The following is a 22,495-nucleotide window of genomic DNA, read 5'->3' as shown; positions in this document are numbered from 1 at the left end:
TCGTTTTTTGGTCTCTATCAAAAAAGCTATCTTTGACGCTCAAACCCATTATGCATTGATTTATGCGTGAATTTTTGGAGAAACTGAACGTGATTTGGCAAAAACTCATTGCTCCTGTAAAACGGGCATTCGGTCTGTTGCTGTCATTATTTTACAATTTATTGGGTAAAATAATAGGCAAAGAACGGCTACAAAACTGGACTCATACCCTACAGGCGTACCGTACCTCGTTAAAAAGAAAATTTCATTCTCGTGTTGATGTAAACTCCCCCTATTATCGCCCCATAATCCTGACTTGGAAAGCATTTGTATACGGGACCGCCGCATTTGCTTTTTACATCTTTTGTGTCGAAACCAACTTTTTATGGTTGTGTGGCAGTATGCCCAGTGTCGAAGATTTACAAAACCCAAAAGTGGCCCAAGCCTCAGAAATTTATTCTTCTGACGGGCAATTGATTGGAAAATTTTATACCGAAAATCGTACTCCCATTGACTACGACAGCCTTTCGCCCAACCTCGTAAAAGCCCTCATTGCCACCGAAGACGCGCGTTTCTATGAGCACTCGGGCATTGACTCACGGGCATTGATGGGCGTAGCCGTTGGTATTTTAAAAGGAGGCGAGCGCGGCGGCGGAAGTACCATTACGCAACAATTGGCGAAAAAACTGTTCAAAACCCGTAAACGCTCCGCCAGGGGGTTGCTTGGTTATATTCCGCTTGTGAGGACGGTTGTCTATAAAACCAAAGAATGGCTCACGGCGATTCGGCTGGAACGAAACTTTTCGAAAGAAGAAATTCTGACCATGTACTTCAATACCGTTGACTATTCCAACAATACTTACGGCATCAAGACGGCCGCACGGTATTATTTCAATAAATCGCCTTACGAACTTAACTTACAAGAAGCGGCGGTATTGGTGGGTCTCCAGAAAGCGACCAACACCTACAACCCGACCAAAAACTACGACAAATCACTGGTACGCCGTAATACCGTGTTGTCGCAAATGGTGAAGTACAACTATTTGAAACAAAGTCAGGCCGATTCGCTCAGTAAACTTCCCATCGAACTTCGCCTGACGCCCGAGCGCTTCAACGAAGAAGACGACGAATACGCCATTTATCAGTATTTCAACGGAAGTGTGGAAGATTTTATCCAAAAATGGGGCGAAGAAAACGATTATGACCCGTACACTGATGGCCTAAAAATTCGGACAACGATTGATTCACGGATGCAACGTCATGCAGTAGCCGCCGTCTCCGAACGAATGCGGATGCTTCAGCAAAGCTTCGAAAATCATTGGTTGAATCAAAATCCGTGGCGCGACGAACAAGGCAACGAAATCCCTAACTTTTTGAACGACGTGGCCAAACGCACCGACCGCTACAAGTTATTATCAAAGCAATTTGCAAAACTGGATTCAGCCGCCCGGCAGGATTCCGTTTGGTATTATATGAACAAACGAGATACCATGACCATTTACGACTGGAAAACGGGTCGTGAGAAAAAAGTCATGATGAGCTCGATAGATTCCCTCAATTATTACAAGCGCATTTTGCGCGCGGGCATGATGGCCATGGACCCTTATACGGGGCAGATAAAAGCTTGGGTGGGTGGTTTGAACTATAAATTCTTCAAATACGACGCCGTTCAGCAAGGAAAACGCCAACCCGGCTCCACCTTTAAACCCTTTGTTTATTGCGCCGCTATCGACAGCTCAGCGTTTAACATGAGCCCCTGCGATAAGATGGTCGATGAGCCGTTTCAGATTGAAGTTCGGGAAAAAGTTCGCGGACGCGATACAACCCGAATCTGGCGACCCAAAAACTCAACAGGCGGTTTTACTTATCAAGAACTAACCCTCCGCCGGGCCTTAGCGCGTTCGATCAATTCCGTAACGGCACATTTAACAAACAAAATCGGTGCGCAATCGGTGGTGAATTACGCCCATAAACTTGGCATTACGACCACGCTGAAAGCCGTTCCATCCATCGGATTGGGGCCGTTTGATGTGTCGTTGTTTGATATGGTGGCGGCATATGCGGTATTCCCCAACGGCGGTCGCCATACCGACCCAGTAGTGGTGGCGCGCATCGAGGATGCCAATGGGAGCGTGATTGAGGAATTTGCCCCGCAAAGCAAACAGGTCATCAGCGAAGAATCCGCGTTTTTGATGGTTCACATGCTCAAAGGGGGTATCGAAGAACCCAGCGGGACTTCGCAAAACATCTGGACGTTTGGCAGTTTGTTTAAAAATGGTTTTGAGATTGGCGGAAAAACGGGCACCACTTCCAACAACTCCGACGGCTGGTTCATGGGTGTCACCAAAGACCTCGTGGTAGGCGGCTGGGTGGGCGGCGACGACCGCAGTATCCACTTCCGAAGTACAAATCTGGGCGAGGGAGCCAAAACGGCCTTGCCTCTGGTCGGGCGTTTTCTGGAAAAAGTGTACGATGATGCAAGCATCGGCTACAAGCGCGGGCCTTTCCCCAAACCCACAATCACCATCATCAAGCCTTATAAAGGTTGCGCACCTTCGTCGCCCATCGAGCAAGTACCTGACTCAACCAACGCCATTAAAGACTCACTCTTTATGCTACCCCCGTCGATTGACCCCGACATTGAGATTCCGGATGTGCCAGTGGATACGATAAATTCGTAGGAGTATTCTATGGTCTTTTCGGTTTAGTTTTTACGAATTCATCCCCTATTCAAATATCGTTTTTTAAAAGTCAACGGGTTTTCGCCCGTTACTTTTTTGAACGTGCGGTTAAAGTAAGACAAACTTTCAAAGCCGCATTCAAAGCAGCTTTCGGTCACGTTTTTGTCCATCAACAGCAGCTTCTTAGCTTGGTTGATGCGGTAATGATTGAGAAATTCGGTAAACGTCAGCCGCGTCATTTTCTTAAAATAACGACAAAAAGCGGCATTGCTCAGATGGCTCAGCTCGGCTACTTCGTCGATTTCGATTTTGCGCTGGTAGTTTTCATCCATAAACCGATACAGGCGTTTGAGGCGCTCTTGGTCTTTTTTAGTGTACTGATTTTCAACGGGTTTGGTATGGAGCAATTCAATATCCTTTGCAGAGGCCAAGAGTTGAAAAATGCTTAACACTTCCAAAAACTGTTCGAAATGAGGCAGGTAGTAGATTTTTTTTAGGCGCTCGCTTATTTTTCCAGTCGTTTCTTTTCCAAATCCTATTCCCAATTGGGCTTTCTCAAAAAGTTGAAACACGCTTGCCAACTCAGGTATAGCGCCAAATGATTCCCCCAAAAAATCGGGCCGAAGGTGAATGACTATTTTTTCGTATTCTTCCTTCACACCATAATCAAAATTCAAATGGGGAATATTGGAGCCAATAAATACCAAATCGCTGCCTTGGTAGCGTGAAATGTGCTCTCCAACGTGCCGATTCCCGTTTACGCCTTCGATATAGACCAGCTCAAATTCGGGGTGGAAGTGCCAAAAAAAGAAGTCGTTCATCCTCGGGTTGAGCATGACCTTAAACGAGCTGTCGGAGGCTATATTTAATTCTTCAAATTGTATTTTCATCGTTCGTTGAGTTTTTTATCTCTGTGTCTCTCTTTCCCTCTGTGGTTGTTATTTTTTTTAACCACGGAGAAACGGAGATTCACGGAGTTCCTTTTCTCTGTGTTCCTCCTTCCCTCTGTGGTTATTATTTTTAACCACGGAGAAACGGAAGGACACAGAGGTTAAATAATCCACCTCACAATCCCGTCTTTGAGCCTCACCACATTAAAGTTAATCAGTAATCCCACCTTGCATTTGGCCAACTTCATATACGTCATGAGTTGCGCTTTGTGAACATCATTGATGGCCTCAACGGCTTTAAGTTCAACGATTACTTTGCGCTCAATAAACAAATCAAGTCTATATCCACAATCCAAATGAACTCCTTTAAATAGCAGTGGCATTGCCTTTTGGCGCTCTGTGTAGATTTGATTTTGGTTCAGCACATAAAACAGACACTCTTCATACGCCGACTCCAACAATCCAGGTCCAAGCTCTCGGTGCACTTCAATGGCACACCCAATAATTTTTTGGGTAATTTCATTTTCAATCATAGGGTATCCTATTTTCTCCGTGTCCCTCCTTCCCTCTGTGGTTGTTATTTTTTAACCACGGAGAGAAGGAGGTAAATTAGTTTATTTTTACAAAAATCCCATAAATTATCAATTAAAAAATCAATATTGTTCAAATTTTAGCAACAATCGGGGTAGAAATCAGCCATCGCAAGCCATTATCTTTGTATCATTATTTCAATTCAAAATAAGACATAACATGGACGCGCAAACAATGGCCCCTACGATGGCCACCCCCAACCAAAACCATAAAGACATTCCCGGCAATCCCTCAACGGCTACCAGCAGTCATATCAAGTTGAGCGACCGTTCCAACGGCCAACCCCTTCGGGTATTGAGCGAAGAAGATTGGGCATTTTGGATTCACAACGGCTACATTGTCATTAAAAATGCCGTTCCGAAAGAACAAGCCGAGCGCACTGCACAGTTTTTATGGGAATTTGAAGAAAAAGACCCTACTGACCCCGAAACATGGTACGCCCCTCCCCGCGCCGAAATGAAAATGAAAGAATTGACGGGAACAGGAATGGTGGAAGTATATAACAACCAACACCTCTGGAATAACCGCCAGATGCAAAGGGTTTATGATGCGTTTGTGGATATTTGGGGCACCGAAAAACTGTGGGTAACCATCGACCGCGCCAATCTCAACTTCCCGATTCGGCCTGGATTTGAATACAAAGGTTTTATTCACTGGGACTATGACCCCGAAACCAAACCCCAAAATGTGCAGGGCGTATTGGCTTTGGCGGACCAAACCGACGAAAACATGGGCGGATTCCAATGCATTCCTGAGCTTTTCCGGACGTACGATACATGGAAACTGACCCAACCCGAAGACCGTAACCACTTTAAACCCGACATTACGGGACTTGAACAATACTTAGTCAAAGTCAAACTGGAAGCGGGCGATTTGTTGATTTTCAACAGCTCGCAGCCGCATGGCATTCGGCCAAATTTATCGGGTAACAAAGTGCGCATTGCGCAGTACATCTCGATGATGCCCGCTGAAGAAGAAAACGAGTCCATGCGAGAGTGGCGGATTAATTCGTGGAAAAACCGTATCTCTCCCGAAGGATACGCCTTTCCCGGCGACCCGCGCAACTGGGAACAAACCAAGTATGACGTCGCTGAATTGAATGAATTAGGTAAGAAATTGCTTGGATTAGAAAACTGGTAGGCAATAAAGCAAGAACCGTTCTCAGCTTTATATATGCTGAAAACGGTTCTTGTTATAATTGCATTTATTGCGCTTTCAACTGGGTCGTCGCGGCCCCAAACTGCCCCTGGGGGGTCATCCCTTCTACCCGAAGATTGAGTTGTGTTTGGGCATCCGACGTAAAAAATGTCATCTTGGCTTTACCTTCTTTATCGGTCTGAATCATGGGTGCCCAAAATACCGTTGGACGAAAATCGGGACGTACGTGCTCAGGAGCCGCTTTATCATAGCGCGGTGCGTAGAATTCACGGACGGGACTGTAGCCCAGCAATTTGGTTACTAGCGTACCCGGCACCAGCTCTTTGTCTTTGGACCAATCATAATTTTCACCGCCTCTTTTGGTCAAAATCGCAATAACACCGCCCCCGCCTCGACTTCCATAAATGGCCGCCGACGCTCCTTTTAGAATATCAACGGCTTCTACATCAACGGGTGGAATATTCATAATAGAGGCTTTATCGACTGGCATTCCATCGAGTACAAACAGCGGTTCTACCACTCCGCTGAAGTTTGCCGAGCCTCGAATCTGTACCGTGCGGTTAAACCCGCTACCCGTCACGGTTACGCCCGCTACGCGCCCTTGAATAACGTCGAAGATGGTCATTGCTCCCGAGGCATTAATCTGGTCAAATTTGATCGAAGCGTCGGGGGTTCCGTAAATAGCCCGGCGGCTATCTTTCTTAACTTGGTCGCTTTTTCGGGCTTTTATGACTACTTCCTGCAACATTTTTTCGCGGCTTTCACGGATTTTGCGCTCTATTTGCAAATATTCATCAGCCCGCTTCAAATACTCAGCCAACTCATTGGCATCAAACTGAATGCTGTTAAAAGGTATCTTAGTGACGGTCACGGTAGCGGGCTGGAAAGCATCCAGTAAGATGTCAAAATTACGGTTTCCGCGCTCAGACACGGCTTGAATCAACAGATTGGTGGTGTCGCGCACGTCTAAATTTAGGGCGGCAAATTCGCCTGTTTCTGCCGTTTCACCCATAAAAACGGCACGCGTACTGTCCTTGCCGTTGGATTGCAACATAAAAGTCAACTTCACTTTTCCGGGCTGTTTTTTATTGCCACGCACTACCTTTCCCATCAACGAAATCCCTTCTTCCACAAAGTATTTGTTGGCCACAAGCGAATCTTCCAAGGCGTTTTTCCAAGAAAATCTCCGCCACCCCTGTGTCATCATCAACACTTCTAGGTCACGAACATTGTTAGGGTTTTTAGCATCAAAATAATAAGAAGGTTGCTCAACCGCACCCTTTAAGTCGGAGGTTAACAACGTGTACGAACGAATATTCACCCCATATGTCTCTTTTTCAAGCACTTGCCCCGCATCGGTCACGACTAAGGAAAAACTTCCGCTAACGGGATTACCCGCCGCGTCTTTTGCCGTCAGTTCCAACTCTACCTTTTCACGGCTTTTATAAAACGCTTTGTCAGACTTCAATTCTAACGATAAAGGCTGATTTTTGTTGACAAAAACCAGACGTTCACAAACGGGTAAACCCTTTTCGTCAAAAACCGTCAATTGTGTAATTCCCTCGGGAAGACTGGCCCTTGGAATGCTGAAAAGCGACATCTTTTTGGACATCGACGTTTTGGCAGCGTACATTATTTCTCCCCTCGTTTGGGCTATCAGTGCGAGTTCGCTCGTTGCCGAAACGGCCTTATTGTGTTTAAGAATAACCCTCACGTTTTCTTTGTTGGAAACATTGTCCACCATCATTAGGATTCCTTCTTTTTGTGGTTCAGGAAAAGGGTATTTCGCATATTTACCGTCGGGTTTACGCACCTCAAGGCGGTATTTCTCTCCCGGCTCGGGCGTGATGGTAAAATACCCCATGCCAAATTTCAGCGTTGAAAATCCCACCAGCGTATCATTCGCCTGATTGAGCACCGCCCCCGTAATGTCGGCTCCTTTCCCCAAAATATTGGTTGCTTTAAAAGCTACTCTTCCCTCCAATCCCGTCACCAATTGCCCGCCTTCGGGCATAAACTGCACGTCAATGTCGTCGGCATTGGAAGGATAAACAGTCGGCGACGCCTCCGCCCGAAAAATGGGCAAGTCACGATGAAAAAAGAAATCTTCCGAAAAATTACGCATCCAGTTTGTGTAGGCCCTGACCATATAATCGCCCGCTTTGAGCGAATCTTTCAGAACCAAATCGCCTTCTCCCAATCCGCCAATCATTTCAATTTTCTTCAATAAAACCACTTTCCCCGTCGTTTTATCGACCAAATCCACGTACAAAACTTGGCTGACCGAGTCGGCGGTGTGACTGCCGCTGTTGATTAAGTAGGCCTTAAACCAAATCGTTTCACCCGCCGAATAATACGGACGATCCAAGTGCAGATAGGCTTTTTCCTGAGGAGAATTTCGTTGGTAGGCTTCAAATTTTGCCACAATTTTGTCTAACCAATTATCGTCGAAACGAAAGGCGCTCAACGCAATGCAAGACGCCGCAAAAAGTGTGAACAGGCTGTTACGGAACATTGGTATTTTAACGGTTTAGTTTGTAAAATGGCAGTTAATAATGTATCAATTGTAGCGCAAATGTTACGCTTTTTCTTCCCAAATCTGACAAAGATTCACAATCACTTCGACGGCCTTTTTCATATCTTGCACCGATATCCACTCCAATTTTGAGTGAAACGCGTGTTCGCCCGCAAAAATGTTTGGACACGGCAATCCCATAAACGAAAGCCGCGACCCGTCGGTCCCCCCACGAATACTACTCCGCTTGGCAGTAAGGCCACTGCGCCGAATCGCTTCCAGCGCATAGTCACTCACCTGTGGATGTTGGTCCAGCACTTCCTTCATGTTTCGGTATTGCTCTATCACCTCAAAATGAGCGGTGGAATGGGGATAATTCGCCAAAACATCATCCAAAATACCCTTCAAGTACGTTTCTTTTTCGTGCAATCCTGCCACTGTAAAATCACGAATGATAAATCCGAGGGTTACTTTTTCCAGAATTCCTTCGATATTGGTCGGGTGAATAAAGCCCTCCATGTCTTCGGTCGTTTCGGGCGACAAAGTATCTTTCGGCAAGGCGGCCAGCACATCCGCCGCAATTTTAAGTGCATTTTCGAGTTTCCCTTTCGCAAAACCTGGGTGCGTACTTACGCCTGAAATCGTAATTTTGACCGCATCCGCGCTAAAAGTTTCGTCTTCCAACGTCCCAACACTCTCGCCATCAATGGTATACCCGAAAGCTGCCCCTAATTTTCCTAAATCTACCTTGGCAGTACCACGCCCAATTTCTTCATCGGGGGTGAAAAGAATTTTGACGGTTCCGTGTTTGATGTCAGGATTGTTAATCAAAAAATAAACTGCATCCATAATTTCGGCCACGCCCGCCTTGTTGTCGGCCCCGAGCAGCGTCGTACCGCTTGCGGTTACAATGTCATTGCCAATTTGGGCGGTCAAATCAGGATGTTCTGATTGACGTAGCACCTGCGATGAATCATCGGGAAGTACAATGTCAGAGCCGTCCCATTTCGTATGTACAATTGGCTTTACCCCCGCCCCAGAGCAATCAGGCGAAGTATCAACGTGCGAACAAAAACAAATCAGTGGCACGTTGTATTTGGTCGTGTTGGCGGGGAGCGTGGCGTACACATAGCCATGCTCATCGAGGTGCGCGTCTAAAACCCCCATTTCAAAAAGTTCCGTGACCAACAATCGACTCAAATCCTTTTGCTTTTCGGTCGAAGGCTGCGCGGTAGAATTAGGGTCGGATTGCGTATCAATTTGAACATATCGCAGAAAGCGGTCAAGCACAGTGGAGGGAGTTGATGACATGAGTTGGTGGGCTTAGTGAATAAAAAAAACCGATTAGCAAGATGCTAAACGGTTTTCAATTTACCAAACCTTTGGATATTGACGGCCAATGAACGTCAATAAAGAAAAAATTGACTACGATTTTTTAAATCGATACAGATACGGCGCTTTGTTGGCCGCTCCCGTGTACAGTTTTTCGATTCGTTCCAAAATATCCAAACTCAGCATTTTTCGTTGAAAATTATTCCGACGAAGGGGCATCTCCAAAATAGTCTCGTACAGGCTTTGCAGTTCCATCATCGTAAATGTTTCGGGCAGAAGATTGGAGCCTACCAACTTGGAATCCAGCGTTATACGCAGGGTTTCCAACGCTTTTTGAATGATTTCGCGGTGATCGAAGGCCAATTTGGGCAATTGCTTCATCTCAAACCACTCACAGTATTCTGACAAAAAATCTGGCGTGGGGTTCACTTTTGAAAAGTCTACCAAAGCATAATAACCGATGGAAACATAGCGCTGCAACACCCAAGGGTCGTTCATCGATTCTGGGTGGTGTACTTCCATGATTTTTTGGATAAATTCCTTGGTGGAGCGGTCTGCCGAACCAAATACCCGAAACTGTTCCAAATAAATATCTCTCAGGCCCGTCCGCTCTTCCAAAATACGCTGAGCAGCATCGTCAATGCCTTCACTCTGCTCAACATAGCCACCAGGCAACGCCCATAAATCTAAGTTTTTTAATTTCAGTAACAATACTTTGAGTTGTTGATTATGAAAACCAAAAATCACGCAATCGACTGAAAGTTGGGGGATAAAACGGTCTTTTAACGCTAAAAAATCTTCAAGTTCATTCATAATGGGGATATATGCAGCATAAGGGTTTAGGCAAAAATACGTAAAAATTTGAGTAATATAATAAAATCAGTTATTATTGTCCCATAATGAGATAATAACAAAATTATCTCTACTAAAATTAAAACATTACCAAGTTAACCTATCAGTTTCAACTCGTTTTATTCATGAAAAAAGCAAACTTAAACACCCGAAAATCAGTCCGTTTCCTGCTACTCAGTTGGGGATTGCTGATATGTGGCGCAGCAATGGTTTTTGGGCAGTCGCCCGAACGCCGCGTATTGGTTTTCAGCAAAACCGCTGCCTTCCGGCACGCTTCGATTGAGGCAGGAAAAGCTGCATTTCAAAAAATGGCTCAAGAAAAAGGGTTCACCGTTGATTTGACGGAAGATGCCACTCAATTCAACCCAGAAAACCTTAAACGGTATCGTTCGGTAGTATTTCTAAATACGACTGGCGACGTACTCAACACCAACCAACAAACTGATTTTGAACACTATATCCAAGCAGGTGGCGGGTATTTAGGCATCCATGCCGCCACCGATACCGAATACGACTGGCCATGGTACGGACGCTTGGCAGGGGCCTATTTTTTAGACCACCCTTCTGTTCCAAGCAACGTTCAAAAAGGAAAATTTATCGTTGCCATGAAAAACCATTGGGCCACCAAGGGAATGCCTGATGAGTTTGAGCGCACCGATGAATTTTACGCCTTTAAAAACATCAGCCCAAGCATTAATGTACTCCTAAAAATTGATGAAAAAACCTATCAGGGAGGCAAAAACGGGGATAATCACCCCATGAGCTGGTATCAAGAATTTGATGGAGGAAGGGCTTTTTATACCGCCATGGGGCATACTGATGAGACCTTCTCAGAGCCTCTTTTTCTTAATCACATCTGGGCTGGATTGAACTACGTGATGGGAGGCGATGCGCCCAAAGCCTTGGATTATACCAAAGCACGTCCCGACGAAAACCGTTTTACAAAAGTGGTTTTGGAAGAAAAACTGGACGAACCCATGGAACTTTCTGTGTTGGGCGACGGGCGCATTTTATTCATCCAACGCAAAGGAGAAATACGGCTTTATAACACCAAAACCAAGCAACTCAAAACCATTGCCAAGCTCGATGTAAACACCAAGTATACCAGCAAAGAAGGCAAAGTTTCGGAAGGCGAAGATGGCGTTTTGGGATTGAATAAAGACCCTAATTTCGCCCAAAACCACTGGATTTACCTGTACTATTCTCCCGCGGGTGGTGAGCCAAAAAACATCTTAACCCGTTACGAATTACGCGGTGACGAATTGGTTATGAGTTCAAAAAAAGTAATCTTGGAAGTAGCTACCCAACGCGAAGAATGTTGCCACACGGGCGGCTCCATCGCTTGGGATAAGGCAGGGAATCTATACCTATCAACCGGCGACAACACCAACCCGCACGGCTCCAATGGTTTCAGTCCCAGCGACGAGCGTCCGGGCCGCGAATCTTGGGATGCCCAAAAATCATCGGCCAATACCAACGATTTACGCGGAAAAATCATTCGCATTAAACCACAACCTGACGGTAGCTACACTATTCCCGAAGGAAATTTATTTCCCAAAGGTACACCACAAACCCGCCCCGAAATCTATACCATGGGCCACCGTAACCCATTCCGCATCTCAGTTGACCAGAAAACAGGCTTTGTGTATTGGGGCGAAGTAGGTCCTGACGCCAACAAACCCGCCGACGACCGAGGCCCTGCAGGGCACGACGAAGTAGGACAAGCCCGCAAAGCAGGTAACTTTGGATGGCCACACTTCGTTGGCGACAACAAAGCCTACAACAAATTTGACTTTGTAAACAACAAATCGGGCGAAAGATGGGACGCGACCAAGCCCCTCAATACCTCTCCCAACAACACCGGCTTAAAAGAATTGCCTCCTGCCCAAAAAGCCTTCATTTGGTATCCTTACGGCGAATCTCCCGAGTTTCCGATGGTGGGAAGTGGCGGTCGCAATGCCATGGCAGGCCCCGTATTTTACAGCGAAGAGTTCAAAAATGCCGCTCGTTCTTTCCCTAAGTATTATGATGGCAAAATCCTGACCTACGACTGGATGCGCGGCTGGATTATGGCCGTTACGATGGATAAAGACGGCAACTATGTTTCGATGGACCGCTTTATGCCAAGCTATAAGTTCAGCAATCCGATGGACATGGAGTTTGATGCCAACGGCGATTTGTACATGCTCGAATACGGCTCGGGCTGGTTTACGGCCAACGATGACGCGCGTTTGATACGGATTGAATACAACGGCGGAAACAGAAAACCTATGGTACAGGTAGCCGCCGACAAATTGGGAGGCTCGGTTCCTTTCAAAGTAAACCTCTCGTCAAAAGGAACAACCGATGCTGACGGTGATGCGCTGAAGTATTCTTGGAAAATTACCTCCAAAGACGGTTTTAACAAAGTTGTAAACGAAGCAAATCCAACGTTGGCGCTGGCCAAAGCGGGGGTGTATAAAGCCACCTTAACCGTGACCGACGCACAAGGCGCTTCTAATGCTCAATCGTTGGAATTGACCGCTGGCAACGAGCCGCCAGTATTGACCTTTGACTTACCCAAAAGCAACAAAACTTTCTTTTTCGCCAACAAATCGTTTGATTATGAGGTAAAAGTAAGTGACAAAGAAGACGGAAGCCTCGCCAACGGAAAAATCAAACCCGAACAGGTAGCCGTAAGCATTGACTATCTGGCCGAAGGATATGACAAAATAGCCATTGCGCAAGGGCACCGCTCAGCAGATGCGAGTGCGGGTTTTGCCACTGGCAAAAAACTCATTGCCGCCAGCGACTGCCAGGCGTGTCACAGCATTGACAAAAAATCCATCGGGCCCATGTACAGCGCCATTGCCCAAAAATACAAGGGCGATGCCAGTGCCATCGAAAAACTCGCCAAAAAAGTGATTTCAGGCGGCAGTGGTGTATGGGGCGAAACTCCCATGGCAGGCCACCCACAACTTTCAGCGGCTGATGCAGGCGACATGGTAAAATACATTTTGAGTCTTTCTAACGAAAAAGCCAACCCGAAATCGTTGCCAGTGGCAGGTTCATACACGACCAAAATACCTGCTGGAGATAAAGGACAAGGCGTGTTCATTCTCAGGGCTTCTTACGAAGACCAAGGAAACAAAGGACTGCCATCACTTGCCTCAGAGCAAACCTACACCCTTCGGAATGCTAAAATAAGCCCGCACGGTTTTGACAAATATGAGTCGGTTAACAAAATGTCGTTTGGCGGAAACGACCTCGTGATTCCCAGCAAATCGGGCGCTTACGTCGGACTCAATCAGGCTGATTTAACCGGCATTCAACGAATAGAATTAATCGTTGCTACCCCCAAAGCCCAATTAAATGCACAAGGCGGAAATATTGAGCTTCGTTTAGGCTCACCTACGGGTAAACTCATCGGCGAATCTGGATTTATTGAAGCCACTGACAAAGGAGGTTTTGGAGGAAATGCCGCAAAAATCAACCTTACCCCCACCGAAGGGATTCATGATGTTTATCTGGTTTTCCAAAATCCAAAAGCGGAAGGCTCGCTCATGGTCGTGATGGGAATCGAATTCAAAACCGATACTCCTGCCTTAGGCAATGTGCCCGCAGTCGATGCTGCCCCCAAAAATGACATTAGCGCCTACGCTGGTAAATACAAAATGACAGGATTACCTTTTGAATATATCGAGGTGAAGGTGAAAGATGGCAAGGTAATCATGGATGCTGGCGGCCAAGGCGGTGAAATCAGTTCCACGGGCACTCCCGATAAATTTGACGCCGATGGCAAAGGCACCGTTTATTTCGTCCGTGACGAAAGCGCTAATGTTTCCAAAATCAAGCTGGAAGCCATGGGAATGGTGTTTGAAGGAAAAAAGGAATAAAACGCATTAACGTCGGCAAGGTTTAGAACCCACAGTGGAACTGCTTGCCGACGTTAAACTGTAACCATTTACAAAAATGACATTTCAAGACAATCACCTCAATCGTCGCCAATTCCTGAATCAATTAGGAATGGTTACTGCCGCTGGTTTTGTGGCCGAATCTGCCTTTGCAGCGGCCAAGCCTTGGTTTACCATTTCGTTGGCCGAGTTTTCGTTGGCAGGTTCGTTGTTTAGTGGCAAACTCAAAAACATGGACTTTCCCGCCAAAGCCAAGAACGAATTCGGCATCAGCGCTGTAGAATACGTTTCTATGTTTTGGCAAGACAAAGCCAAAGACCAGGCCTACCTTAGCGAACTCAAACAGCGAACCGCTGATTTGGGGGTTACCAACGTGCTTATCATGGTAGATAACGAAGGAGATTTGGGCGCAAACGACGCAGCTAAACGCCAGCAGGCCGTTGAAAATCACTACAAATGGATTGAAGCCGCCAAATTTTTGGGGTGTCATTCCATCAGAGTAAACATGACGGGCGACGGTACTCCCGAGGAATTAATGAAAGCGGGTGTTGAAGGGTACGGAAAATTGGTGGAATTCGGAGAAAAAGCGGGCATCGGCGTCATCATCGAAAATCACATCAACGTCTCTACCAACCCTGATTGGCTGGTTAGCCTTCTCAAACAGGTCAAAAACCCTTATGCAGGCTCACTGCCCGATTTTGGCAATTTTACCGAGCGCGAAAAACCCAAAGTCATGACGATGGAAGGCTTTATGAATGCCAAAATACTCAATGACTTTGACAAGTACGAAGGCGTTAAAAAGTTGATGCCTTTTGCCAAAGGCGTCAGCGCCAAAACGCACAAATTCGACGCAAATGGCAATTGTACGGACGTAGATTTTGCAAAAATGATGCCGATTGTCAAAGCCAATCTTCCTAAAAGCTTCAAAGGCTACATCGGGATTGAGTACGAAGGCGGAGCGATGAAAATGATGGGCTCCAAAGAAAATTATTTAGACGAAGATGCCGGTATAAAGGCCACCAAGGTGCTGTTGGAAAAAGCCTTATTAAGTTAATCATTCAAGTTCTTAACATCGGTAAGCGTCTAGCCTTTACCAATGCATTTTCTTATCAACGTCGTCAAGGAGTCTTCCTCGGCGACGTTCTTTTTTTATACGTATCTTTGCCAAGCCAATAACCGACCCATGCTGCAAGCTTTCTTACGTTTTATTACCGAAAACCAACTCTTTACACCGACCGACCGATTGCTACTGACGGTGAGCGGGGGCATTGATTCGGTCGTTCTGACGCAACTTTGCCATGAAGCTGGTTTTTCCTTCGGCATTGCGCATTGCAACTTCCAATTAAGGGGCGAAGATTCGGAAGGCGACCAATTATTTGTACAACAACTGGCTCAAAAATACGGGGTTGCCTGTCATGTTCAGCGGTTTGAGACCAAGGCATTTGCCAAAAAACGGGGCATTTCTACCCAAATGGCCGCCCGCGAATTGCGCTACCCTTGGTTTGAAGAGATTCGTCACCAATTTCACTATGACTATATTCTTACCGCTCACCACCAAGATGACCTACTCGAAACCGTCCTGCTAAACCTGACGCGGGGTACGGGCTTGGCGGGTTTGCACGGCATTCTGCCCAAAAAAGACCGATTGGTTCGTCCGCTACTCTTTGCCTCTCGAAACGACATACAGGCTTTTCTTACACAAAATCAATTGCCTTGGCGGGAAGACAGTTCCAACGCTTCCGTTGATTATGCGCGCAATCGACTACGCCACCACGTCGTTCCTATTTTAAGGGAACTCAATCCGAATGTTGCAGCCTCTGTTGCTACGTTGGCCGAGCGCGTCAAAGCCACAGAAAACCTGCTGGCAGCGAGCCGAAAATCCATTGAGGCCGAAATCATTAGGGCCGAAGGTAGCACAATATGGATTGCTATTGCGCCATTAGAACAGCAAGTTGCCCCCGTAGAGTTGTTGGCTCAGTGGCTCACGGGCTTTGGTTTTACGTACCAACAATCAAAACTCATTTGGCTCAACCGAAAAGGACAAACAGGTAAAAGGTATTTTTCACCAACGCATACATTGATTATGAACCGGGGTAAGTGGCTCGTCACTCCTTCCCAAATACCCAGCTCAACATACTACGAATTGCATGAACCTTGCGGTGAAATTAACTATGCTGGCGGGCATTTGACGTGGACAATGGGTAAAACCACCGTTGCAGAAAATAAAAAAGAAGTCGCATACATGGATGCGAATACGCTAACATTTCCGCTCAAACTGCGTCTTTGGCAGCCTGGCGATTGGTTCTGTCCGTTGGGCATGAAGGGAAAAAAGAAGAAAATCAGTGACTTTTTGGTCGATGCAAAAGTCTCTAGAAATCGAAAAGACCAAGTCTACGTACTCGAATCAGGCGGCGAAATAGCTTGGTTGGTAGGCTTCCGATTGGATGAACGATTTAAAATTAGCGAAACAACTGTGAAAATTTTAAAATTTTCACAAGACACATCTAATTGATAAACAGATAGTTATTTTACACAAACAACTTCAACCCAATAGTTTTTTCACAAAAAAAACTTACTTTTATTTTTTGGCACAGTAATTGAGACTTGACAGATAGAATCCTATTTTCCTGCTACTGTAACACTTTTGCAATTATGAAAACCGTAGGTAAAATCGCGTTGGGATTTGTTCTGGCCCTGATGACACTCAACGCATTCGCCCAAAACGCCAGACTCCGGTCGGCCAATCGGGCTTTTGACGAATACAGCTATGCCGATGCTGTGCGGGGCTACGAAGAATTCCTTCGCGTTGACAAAAAGTCTGACCCAGTCGAACGCAAAGAGGCGTTAGAAAAATTGGCTTACAGCTACCGACGTCTCCAAGACACCCGCAATGCGGAAAGAGTTTACGGACAATTGGTAGAAAATTTTGCCGATTCCGACAGCCGCAACTATCTCTATTACGCCCAAGCGCTGGCAAGCAACGGCAAACACCGAGAGTCGCAAAAAATGTACGGAAAGTACGCCGACTTACAATCCTCCGATTTGCGCGGTCGAAAGTTTGCGGTTACGTACATGGACATGAATCGTTTTTACAAAGATTCGGCCATGTATCGCGTAGAGTATTTGCCAGTCAACTCCAAACAGGCCGATTTTAGCCCTATGTATTTTAAAGGGGGATTGGTTTTTGTTTCCTCACGGGCCGAATCAGGAATCATCAAACGGGTTTTTAACTGGAACCAAACGCCGTTCCTTGATCTCTATTTCACCCCCGATACCTCGGCACTCAAAGGCGTACGCGACACTTACGTCAACTCAGCAGGAACCTTGGGCGGCGCCTCTGCCACCAATGGCAACACAGGCACACTCGCGGAGGCTACACCCACCCCCGACTTGCCAATGCCCGTCACCAAAGCCGAGAAATTTAGCCGAACGCTCAACACAAAGTACCATGAAGGCCCCGCTACTTTCTTCAAAGATTACACAAAAGTGGTCTTTACCCGCAACAACTACAACGGTGGTAAAAGCAAGAAAAGCAACGACGGAATCAACAAATTGAAGTTATACATTGCCGACCAAAAAGGCAAAGATTGGGGCGGTGTCAAAGAACTCCCCTTCAATAGCGACGATTATTCTACGGGCCACCCAGCGCTTTCACCCGATGATACCAAGCTTTATTTTGTCTCAGACATGCCCGGTGGATTTGGTGGCACGGACGTTTACGTTGTGGAATACAACAATGGACAATGGGGCACGCCTGTCAACTTAGGCAAAGAAATCAATACCGAAGGCAATGAAATGTTTCCGTTTATCGACGCAGGCGGCAATCTCTACTTTGCCTCCGACGGTCATGAAGGATTGGGCGGTCTGGATATTTTTTATGCCGAGCTGAAAGAAGGAATTGCTTACAAAGGCGTAAAAAACCTGGGTGCCCCCATCAACTCCGAAAAAGATGATTTTGGATTAATTAGCGATAAAGAATTGGGTACTGGATATTTCAGCTCCAACCGCAGCAAAGGCGTATCTGACGACAATATTTACCGCTTTACCCGCACCTGCCGTCCGCTTGAAATCTTAGTACTTGATGCCAAAACCAATACTCCCATCGAAGGTGCAGACGTTAGAATCGTAAAAAATGGTTCTAACCAAGACATTCAACAAACAGGAATCGATGGTGCTACAAAAATTTGTTTAGAATCACAAACCGATTACGACTTTAAAGCCATCAAAGAAGGATACGCTACCAACAATATTCGCTTCTCCACGATGACCCAGTCGGCCAATCCACAGATGAGCGTGTCGATTTACCTCAACAAGAGCGAGAATACTATTTTGCGAGGAACGGTAAAACGTGAAGTAAATCAATCACCACAGGAAGGCGTAAAAGTAACCCTGAAAGACCAGAAAACGGGTGCTGAGCGCACCGTAGTAACGGGCCCTGATGGAGGATACGAGTTTGAAGTTGACCCAAGTCGCAACTACGATCTGCGGGCCGAGGGCGACGAGTTGGCGACCAACGAACAGACCATCAACAAAAATAAGAAAACCAAGAAGAAAATCGTGGAAAGTGACCTGAGCATGTACGGTACAGGCGACGTGTTTACCCTCGATAATATTTATTACGATTTGGATAAGTTTTTCATCCGTCCCGAAGCCGCTAAAGAATTGGATAAAGTAGTAGGCCTGATGAAGAAGTATCCAACGATGCAAATTGAGTTGCGGTCATTTACCGATAGCCGCGCCAGCGACGTGTACAATCTGCGCCTTTCAGAACGCCGCGCCCGCGCTGCCTTCGATTATCTGGTCCGCAAGGGAATCACCCCATCACGTTTGGTAGCCCGCGGATATGGAGAATCTGAATTGGTCAACGATTGCGTTGATGGAACAAATTGTGAAGATGCCGAACACCGCCTCAACCGTCGAACAGAATTCAAGATTCTGTCAGTCAAAGGAGGAGTGGGTGAAGCCCTCACTGGAAAGTAAAAGTAATAGCAGTATAGTAAGGATAGGAAACAAACGGCGAGGCTATTAGGCTTCGCTGTTTTGTTTTTGGGGCGTCCTAGACCTTTTAGAACAGAAAAATGTTAAACAGAAAACAGATAACCGCAAAACAGAAAAATGCAGGGACGGGGCCGTAGCAGCGGTTTTACAGTTCCCAAAACGGGCAGACGCGAGGCCTGCCCCTACGTTTACATTTGACATTTATTATTTTGCAGTTTTACGGTTAACTGATACCGACCAGCAGGCCTGCCCCTACGTTTACATTTGACATTTATTATTTTGCAGTTTTACGGTTAACTGATACCGACCAGCAGGCCTGCCCCTACGTTTACATTTGACATTTATTATTTTGCAGTTTTACGGTTAACTCCTACCAACCTACCTTAACTTAGCAGTCCTAAACACAGGTTAACGATTAATCCAACCTAACAACTCATGCAAATTTCATTAATCAGCGCCATGTCAGAAAACCGAGCCATTGGCTTGCAGGGGCGCTTACCCTGGCCTCATTTACCCAACGACTGGGCTAATTTTTTTGCGGTCACGAAAGGTTGCCGAATGATTATGGGTCGAAAAAGCTACGATACCCCCGACCGTTTAGCATCAGAAGTCGGCAACTTTGTTATAACGCGTCAAGAAGATTATACGTTGGAAGAGGGTTTTATCCGAGCTGGAAGTCTAGAAGAAGCCCTTGAAGCCTGCAAAAATGACAAAGAAGTGTTTGTCATCGGCGGTGCTGAAATCTACCGTCAGGCATTGCCATTGGCCGACATTATTCATTTAACCCTTGTACACGGTACATTTGATGGAGACGCCTTTTTTCCAGCATTTTCCGAATCTGAGTTTAAACTAAAAAGCCGGCAGGATTTCCCCACCGACGCGCAACATGCCTACGCTTATTCTTTTTTAGTGTACGAAAAAACGAAGAATCAATAAAATCCAGCTAGGTTGATTTTCTTAGCTTTACAAAACACGTCAGGGTTCCATCAAATGGTCGTGCCACCGTCCACGGTGTAGATTCCGCCAGTACAATAACCCGAGGCATCAGAAGCAAGATAAAGCACCAGAGAGGCTACTTCTTCGACCGTTCCCATGCGAGAAATCGGAATCCGTTTGGTAAAATGATTCAGCGTCTTTTCGTTTTCCCACAAGGCTTTACTGAATTTGGTTTTAATCAATCCCGGACAAACCGCGTTGACCCGTATGCCGTCGTCACCCCACTCTTTGGCAAAAACCTTGGTCAACATATTCAAGGCTGACTTGCTGACGCTGTATATTCCCAAACCTGGGTCAGGCGTTTCTCCCGCAATACTACTAATATTGATGATGCTGCCTCCACCCCGTAGTTTCATGACGGGATGAACCCATTTACTGAGTTGAAAAGGCGCTTTTACGTTGATGTCCATGATTTTGTCGAAAGCAGCATCTGGACAGTCAACGGTGGGCCCGTAATAGGGATTGGAAGCCGCATTATTCACCAAAATATCAATTCCTCCGTAGATTTCAACGGCTTTGTCACACAGGTGTTTGATGTGGGCTTCATCGCCCATGTTTGCCTCAACGGCCGTGACGTCGGCACCTGTTTGGCGAATTTCTTCAGCGAGCAGCTCCAAATCAGCGAGTTTACGACTACTGATGATGACTTTTGCGCCAAATTGGGCAAAATAACGCGCAATTTGCTCGCCTATGCCTTTGCTGGCCCCCGTAATTACGGCAACTTTGCCCGTTAAATCAAAAAGATTTTTTACTGATTCGCTGTTCATAACTTTGGTTTAGGTAAGATTAAGGTATAAAATCCGACTTTCAGTTTTTGGCTTTTTTCTGGATAAAATTTCTTAGACCATCCGCCGCTTTTCGTTGAATTTTTTTCTCCAAAAAACGGCTCCAGCCCAATAATTTTCCCGTCAGTCCCAACGCTTGCGACGACCATTCATAAAAGCTAAATCGGTCGTCATGGCGCGAGATAAGGTCGTTTTTGAACAAAAATTCAGCGTGTATTACGTTATGAACGGTACGCCCAGTCGCCGAAAAAGTGTATGTAGCTTCCCAGTCGCAACTTCCGCTTCGGTAATCGGCCTGAACATTCCCAAACGTAATCGTTAAGTCAGCGCTTCTGGTCAGGAGCATTTCCCACATGAGTCCCGCTTCTTCGCCCTTTAATTTAGGAAAAACAGGATCAGAAAAACGAACATCTGGATGATAACAGGCCTGCATGGTACGAAAGTCTTTCTGCTGAAAAGCCGTATAAAATCGTTCAATAAGGGCTTGATTTGGGTGCATTGTATTAAAATAAGATTGTGCAAAAAAGGTAGTATTCGTATTTCGTGGTTTTAAGAAACCGCTGTCGTTGGTTGTTGGGTTTGAGAGCCCAACAACACAGGTTTGAGAACCCAACGACACATTCCCAACGGCGCTACGCAACCATCAGCCCTCCGTCCATCACAAGCGTGTGCCCAGTCATAAAAGAAGCCGCCGAAGAAGCCGCGTAAATAATGGCGTCGGCAATTTCTTCGGGCTTTCCGAATCGTTTCATAGGAATAGCATTTTGAAGCGCATCTAGGTAATTGGTGTCGTCGTTGGTCATGGCATTTTCGAGCATGGGCGTCATCGTAAACGAGGGACAAACGGCATTGATGCGAATCCCATGTTTGGCGTATTCAAGGGCGGCGGTGCGGGTCATACCCACTACGGCGTGTTTGCTCGCCGAATAACCCACGTGCCCAGCAAAGCCCCCCAAACCCGCTACCGAGGCAAGATTGACGATATTCCCGTTTTTCTTTGCCAAAAAATGGGGTAAAACCGCCTGCATACAATTAAACAGGCCAAAAACATTGATTTCCATTACTTTTTTAAAGTCTTCGGCAGGATACCGTTCGGTCCGGGCGCGCGGTCCCAAAACTCCCGCACTGTTAACGAGCACATGAATCCCCCCAAAACGCTGAATACAATCCGTAACCATGCGTTCTACATCTTCGGCATCCGTCACATCAATGCGGGCAAAAGCCGCATCTGCTCCCACTTTTTCAAGCTCTTCCATCAGTACATCACCTGCTTTTTCAGACAGGTCGGCAATGAATAATTTCGCTCCTTCTTGTGCAAAACGAAAAGCCGCCGCCCGCCCGATTCCGGAGCAACCGCCGGTAATAATTACTACTTGGTCTTTAAACATCATGAGGGTTGAAAATGAATGAATGCGTATATTCAAAACTAAAAAAATGCAATTGAATCCATTTTTACTACGATTTAATCTAATTTTTTGACTTTCTACACCATAAAAAATCGAAACCAATAGATTAGAAGTAATTTTACGGCACGCATTTTGGTTAATTTTCCGTTGTAAAACAAATATACCTGAAAGTTGATAGACTATTACCTCTAACCACTCCCCTATGAAAATAACTGACCAAACGCCGCAATCCTCTCCCCCTCTTGAAAATGAGTGCGAAGGCCTTCCGCCTTTTATAAAAACTTGGCCCCAAATGTACGGGATTGTGATTGGGACTTTAATTTTGCTCATCGTATTATTTTACGCAATGATGCATTATTTTGACTGATTTCCCCGCCGAATAAAATTCCCACATTTATAGTTCCTAACTCTTAACCGCA

Annotated in this window: 15 protein-coding genes; 7 read left to right on the top strand and 8 right to left on the bottom strand. The window is 46.0% G+C overall.

The features are described 5' to 3' along the window. The first annotated feature begins 62 nt into the window (after positions 1-62). Positions 63-2,660, top strand: coding sequence for a penicillin-binding protein 1A (locus tag DVG78_RS21655; RefSeq protein ID WP_114463124.1), 2,598 nt, complete (start codon positions 63-65; stop codon positions 2,658-2,660). Between the two features lie 38 nt (positions 2,661-2,698). Here the strand turns inward: DVG78_RS21655 and DVG78_RS21650 are convergent, their stop codons facing one another. Together DVG78_RS21650 and DVG78_RS21645 are read right to left on the bottom strand one after the other, a co-directional pair. Further along, positions 2,699-3,550 (bottom strand): helix-turn-helix domain-containing protein, encoded by an 852-nt coding sequence (locus tag DVG78_RS21650; protein ID WP_114463123.1) that lies wholly within the window; start codon positions 3,548-3,550, stop codon positions 2,699-2,701. Positions 3,551-3,711: 161 nt separating this feature from the next. Beyond that, complete coding sequence (locus DVG78_RS21645; protein WP_114463122.1) at positions 3,712-4,083, bottom strand: GxxExxY protein; 372 nt, start codon at positions 4,081-4,083, stop codon at positions 3,712-3,714. 217 nt (positions 4,084-4,300) lie between these two features. On the opposite strand from DVG78_RS21645, the gene DVG78_RS21640 reads away from it, so the two are divergent. Then, positions 4,301-5,281: a phytanoyl-CoA dioxygenase family protein gene (locus tag DVG78_RS21640; protein WP_114463121.1), complete on the top strand. Its 981-nt coding sequence runs from the start codon at positions 4,301-4,303 to the stop codon at positions 5,279-5,281. 64 nt (positions 5,282-5,345) lie between these two features. On the opposite strand, the gene DVG78_RS21635 is transcribed toward DVG78_RS21640, so the two are convergent. From DVG78_RS21635 to DVG78_RS21625, 3 genes are all read right to left on the bottom strand, one after another. Beyond that, complete coding sequence (locus tag DVG78_RS21635) at positions 5,346-7,814, bottom strand: TonB-dependent receptor plug domain-containing protein (RefSeq protein WP_114463120.1); 2,469 nt, start codon at positions 7,812-7,814, stop codon at positions 5,346-5,348. A gap of 63 nt (positions 7,815-7,877) precedes the next feature. Then, positions 7,878-9,125, bottom strand: coding sequence for a peptidase T (gene pepT / locus DVG78_RS21630; protein ID WP_114463119.1), 1,248 nt, complete (start codon positions 9,123-9,125; stop codon positions 7,878-7,880). Positions 9,126-9,239: 114 nt separating this feature from the next. Next, complete coding sequence (locus DVG78_RS21625; RefSeq protein ID WP_114463118.1) at positions 9,240-9,959, bottom strand: NUDIX hydrolase; 720 nt, start codon at positions 9,957-9,959, stop codon at positions 9,240-9,242. Positions 9,960-10,123: 164 nt separating this feature from the next. On the opposite strand from DVG78_RS21625, the gene DVG78_RS21620 reads away from it, so the two are divergent. From DVG78_RS21620 to DVG78_RS21600, 5 genes are all read left to right on the top strand, one after another. Continuing rightward, entirely contained in the window at positions 10,124-13,873 is a 3,750-nt protein-coding gene (locus DVG78_RS21620) for a ThuA domain-containing protein (protein ID WP_114463117.1), read from the top strand. A gap of 76 nt (positions 13,874-13,949) precedes the next feature. Further along, positions 13,950-14,945: a sugar phosphate isomerase/epimerase family protein gene (locus tag DVG78_RS21615; protein ID WP_114463116.1), complete on the top strand. Its 996-nt coding sequence runs from the start codon at positions 13,950-13,952 to the stop codon at positions 14,943-14,945. 42 nt (positions 14,946-14,987) lie between these two features. Further along, positions 14,988-16,403 carry a tRNA lysidine(34) synthetase TilS gene (tilS, locus tag DVG78_RS21610; RefSeq protein ID WP_114463115.1) on the top strand — a complete coding sequence of 472 codons (1,416 nt, stop codon included), beginning with the start codon at positions 14,988-14,990 and terminating at the stop codon, positions 16,401-16,403. A 140-nt stretch (positions 16,404-16,543) separates the two neighbouring features. Beyond that, positions 16,544-18,871 carry an OmpA family protein gene (locus tag DVG78_RS21605; protein ID WP_114463114.1) on the top strand — a complete coding sequence of 776 codons (2,328 nt, stop codon included), beginning with the start codon at positions 16,544-16,546 and terminating at the stop codon, positions 18,869-18,871. A 453-nt stretch (positions 18,872-19,324) separates the two neighbouring features. Then, on the top strand, positions 19,325-19,825 hold the full coding sequence (locus tag DVG78_RS21600; protein ID WP_114463113.1) for a dihydrofolate reductase: 501 nt from the start codon (positions 19,325-19,327) through the stop codon (positions 19,823-19,825). 50 nt (positions 19,826-19,875) lie between these two features. Here the strand turns inward: DVG78_RS21600 and DVG78_RS21595 are convergent, their stop codons facing one another. The 3 genes from DVG78_RS21595 to DVG78_RS21585 all read right to left on the bottom strand — a co-directional run bounded on the left by DVG78_RS21595 (position 19,876) and on the right by DVG78_RS21585 (position 22,061). Beyond that, a complete protein-coding gene (locus DVG78_RS21595; protein ID WP_114463112.1) occupies positions 19,876-20,652 on the bottom strand; it encodes an SDR family NAD(P)-dependent oxidoreductase in 777 nt (258 codons plus the stop codon). Positions 20,653-20,692: 40 nt separating this feature from the next. Next, the gene (locus tag DVG78_RS21590; RefSeq protein ID WP_114463111.1) at positions 20,693-21,169 is read right to left on the bottom strand and encodes a nuclear transport factor 2 family protein; all 477 of its coding nucleotides are present in this window, start codon (positions 21,167-21,169) and stop codon (positions 20,693-20,695) included. Between the two features lie 133 nt (positions 21,170-21,302). Further along, positions 21,303-22,061: an SDR family NAD(P)-dependent oxidoreductase gene (locus DVG78_RS21585; protein ID WP_229598289.1), complete on the bottom strand. Its 759-nt coding sequence runs from the start codon at positions 22,059-22,061 to the stop codon at positions 21,303-21,305. Positions 22,062-22,495: the final 434 nt, after the last annotated feature.

The sequence above is a fragment of the Runella aurantiaca genome (assembly GCF_003339505.1).
GTDB lineage: Bacteria > Bacteroidota > Bacteroidia > Cytophagales > Spirosomataceae > Runella > Runella aurantiaca.
This window is presented reverse-complemented; position numbering and strand designations above follow the sequence as displayed.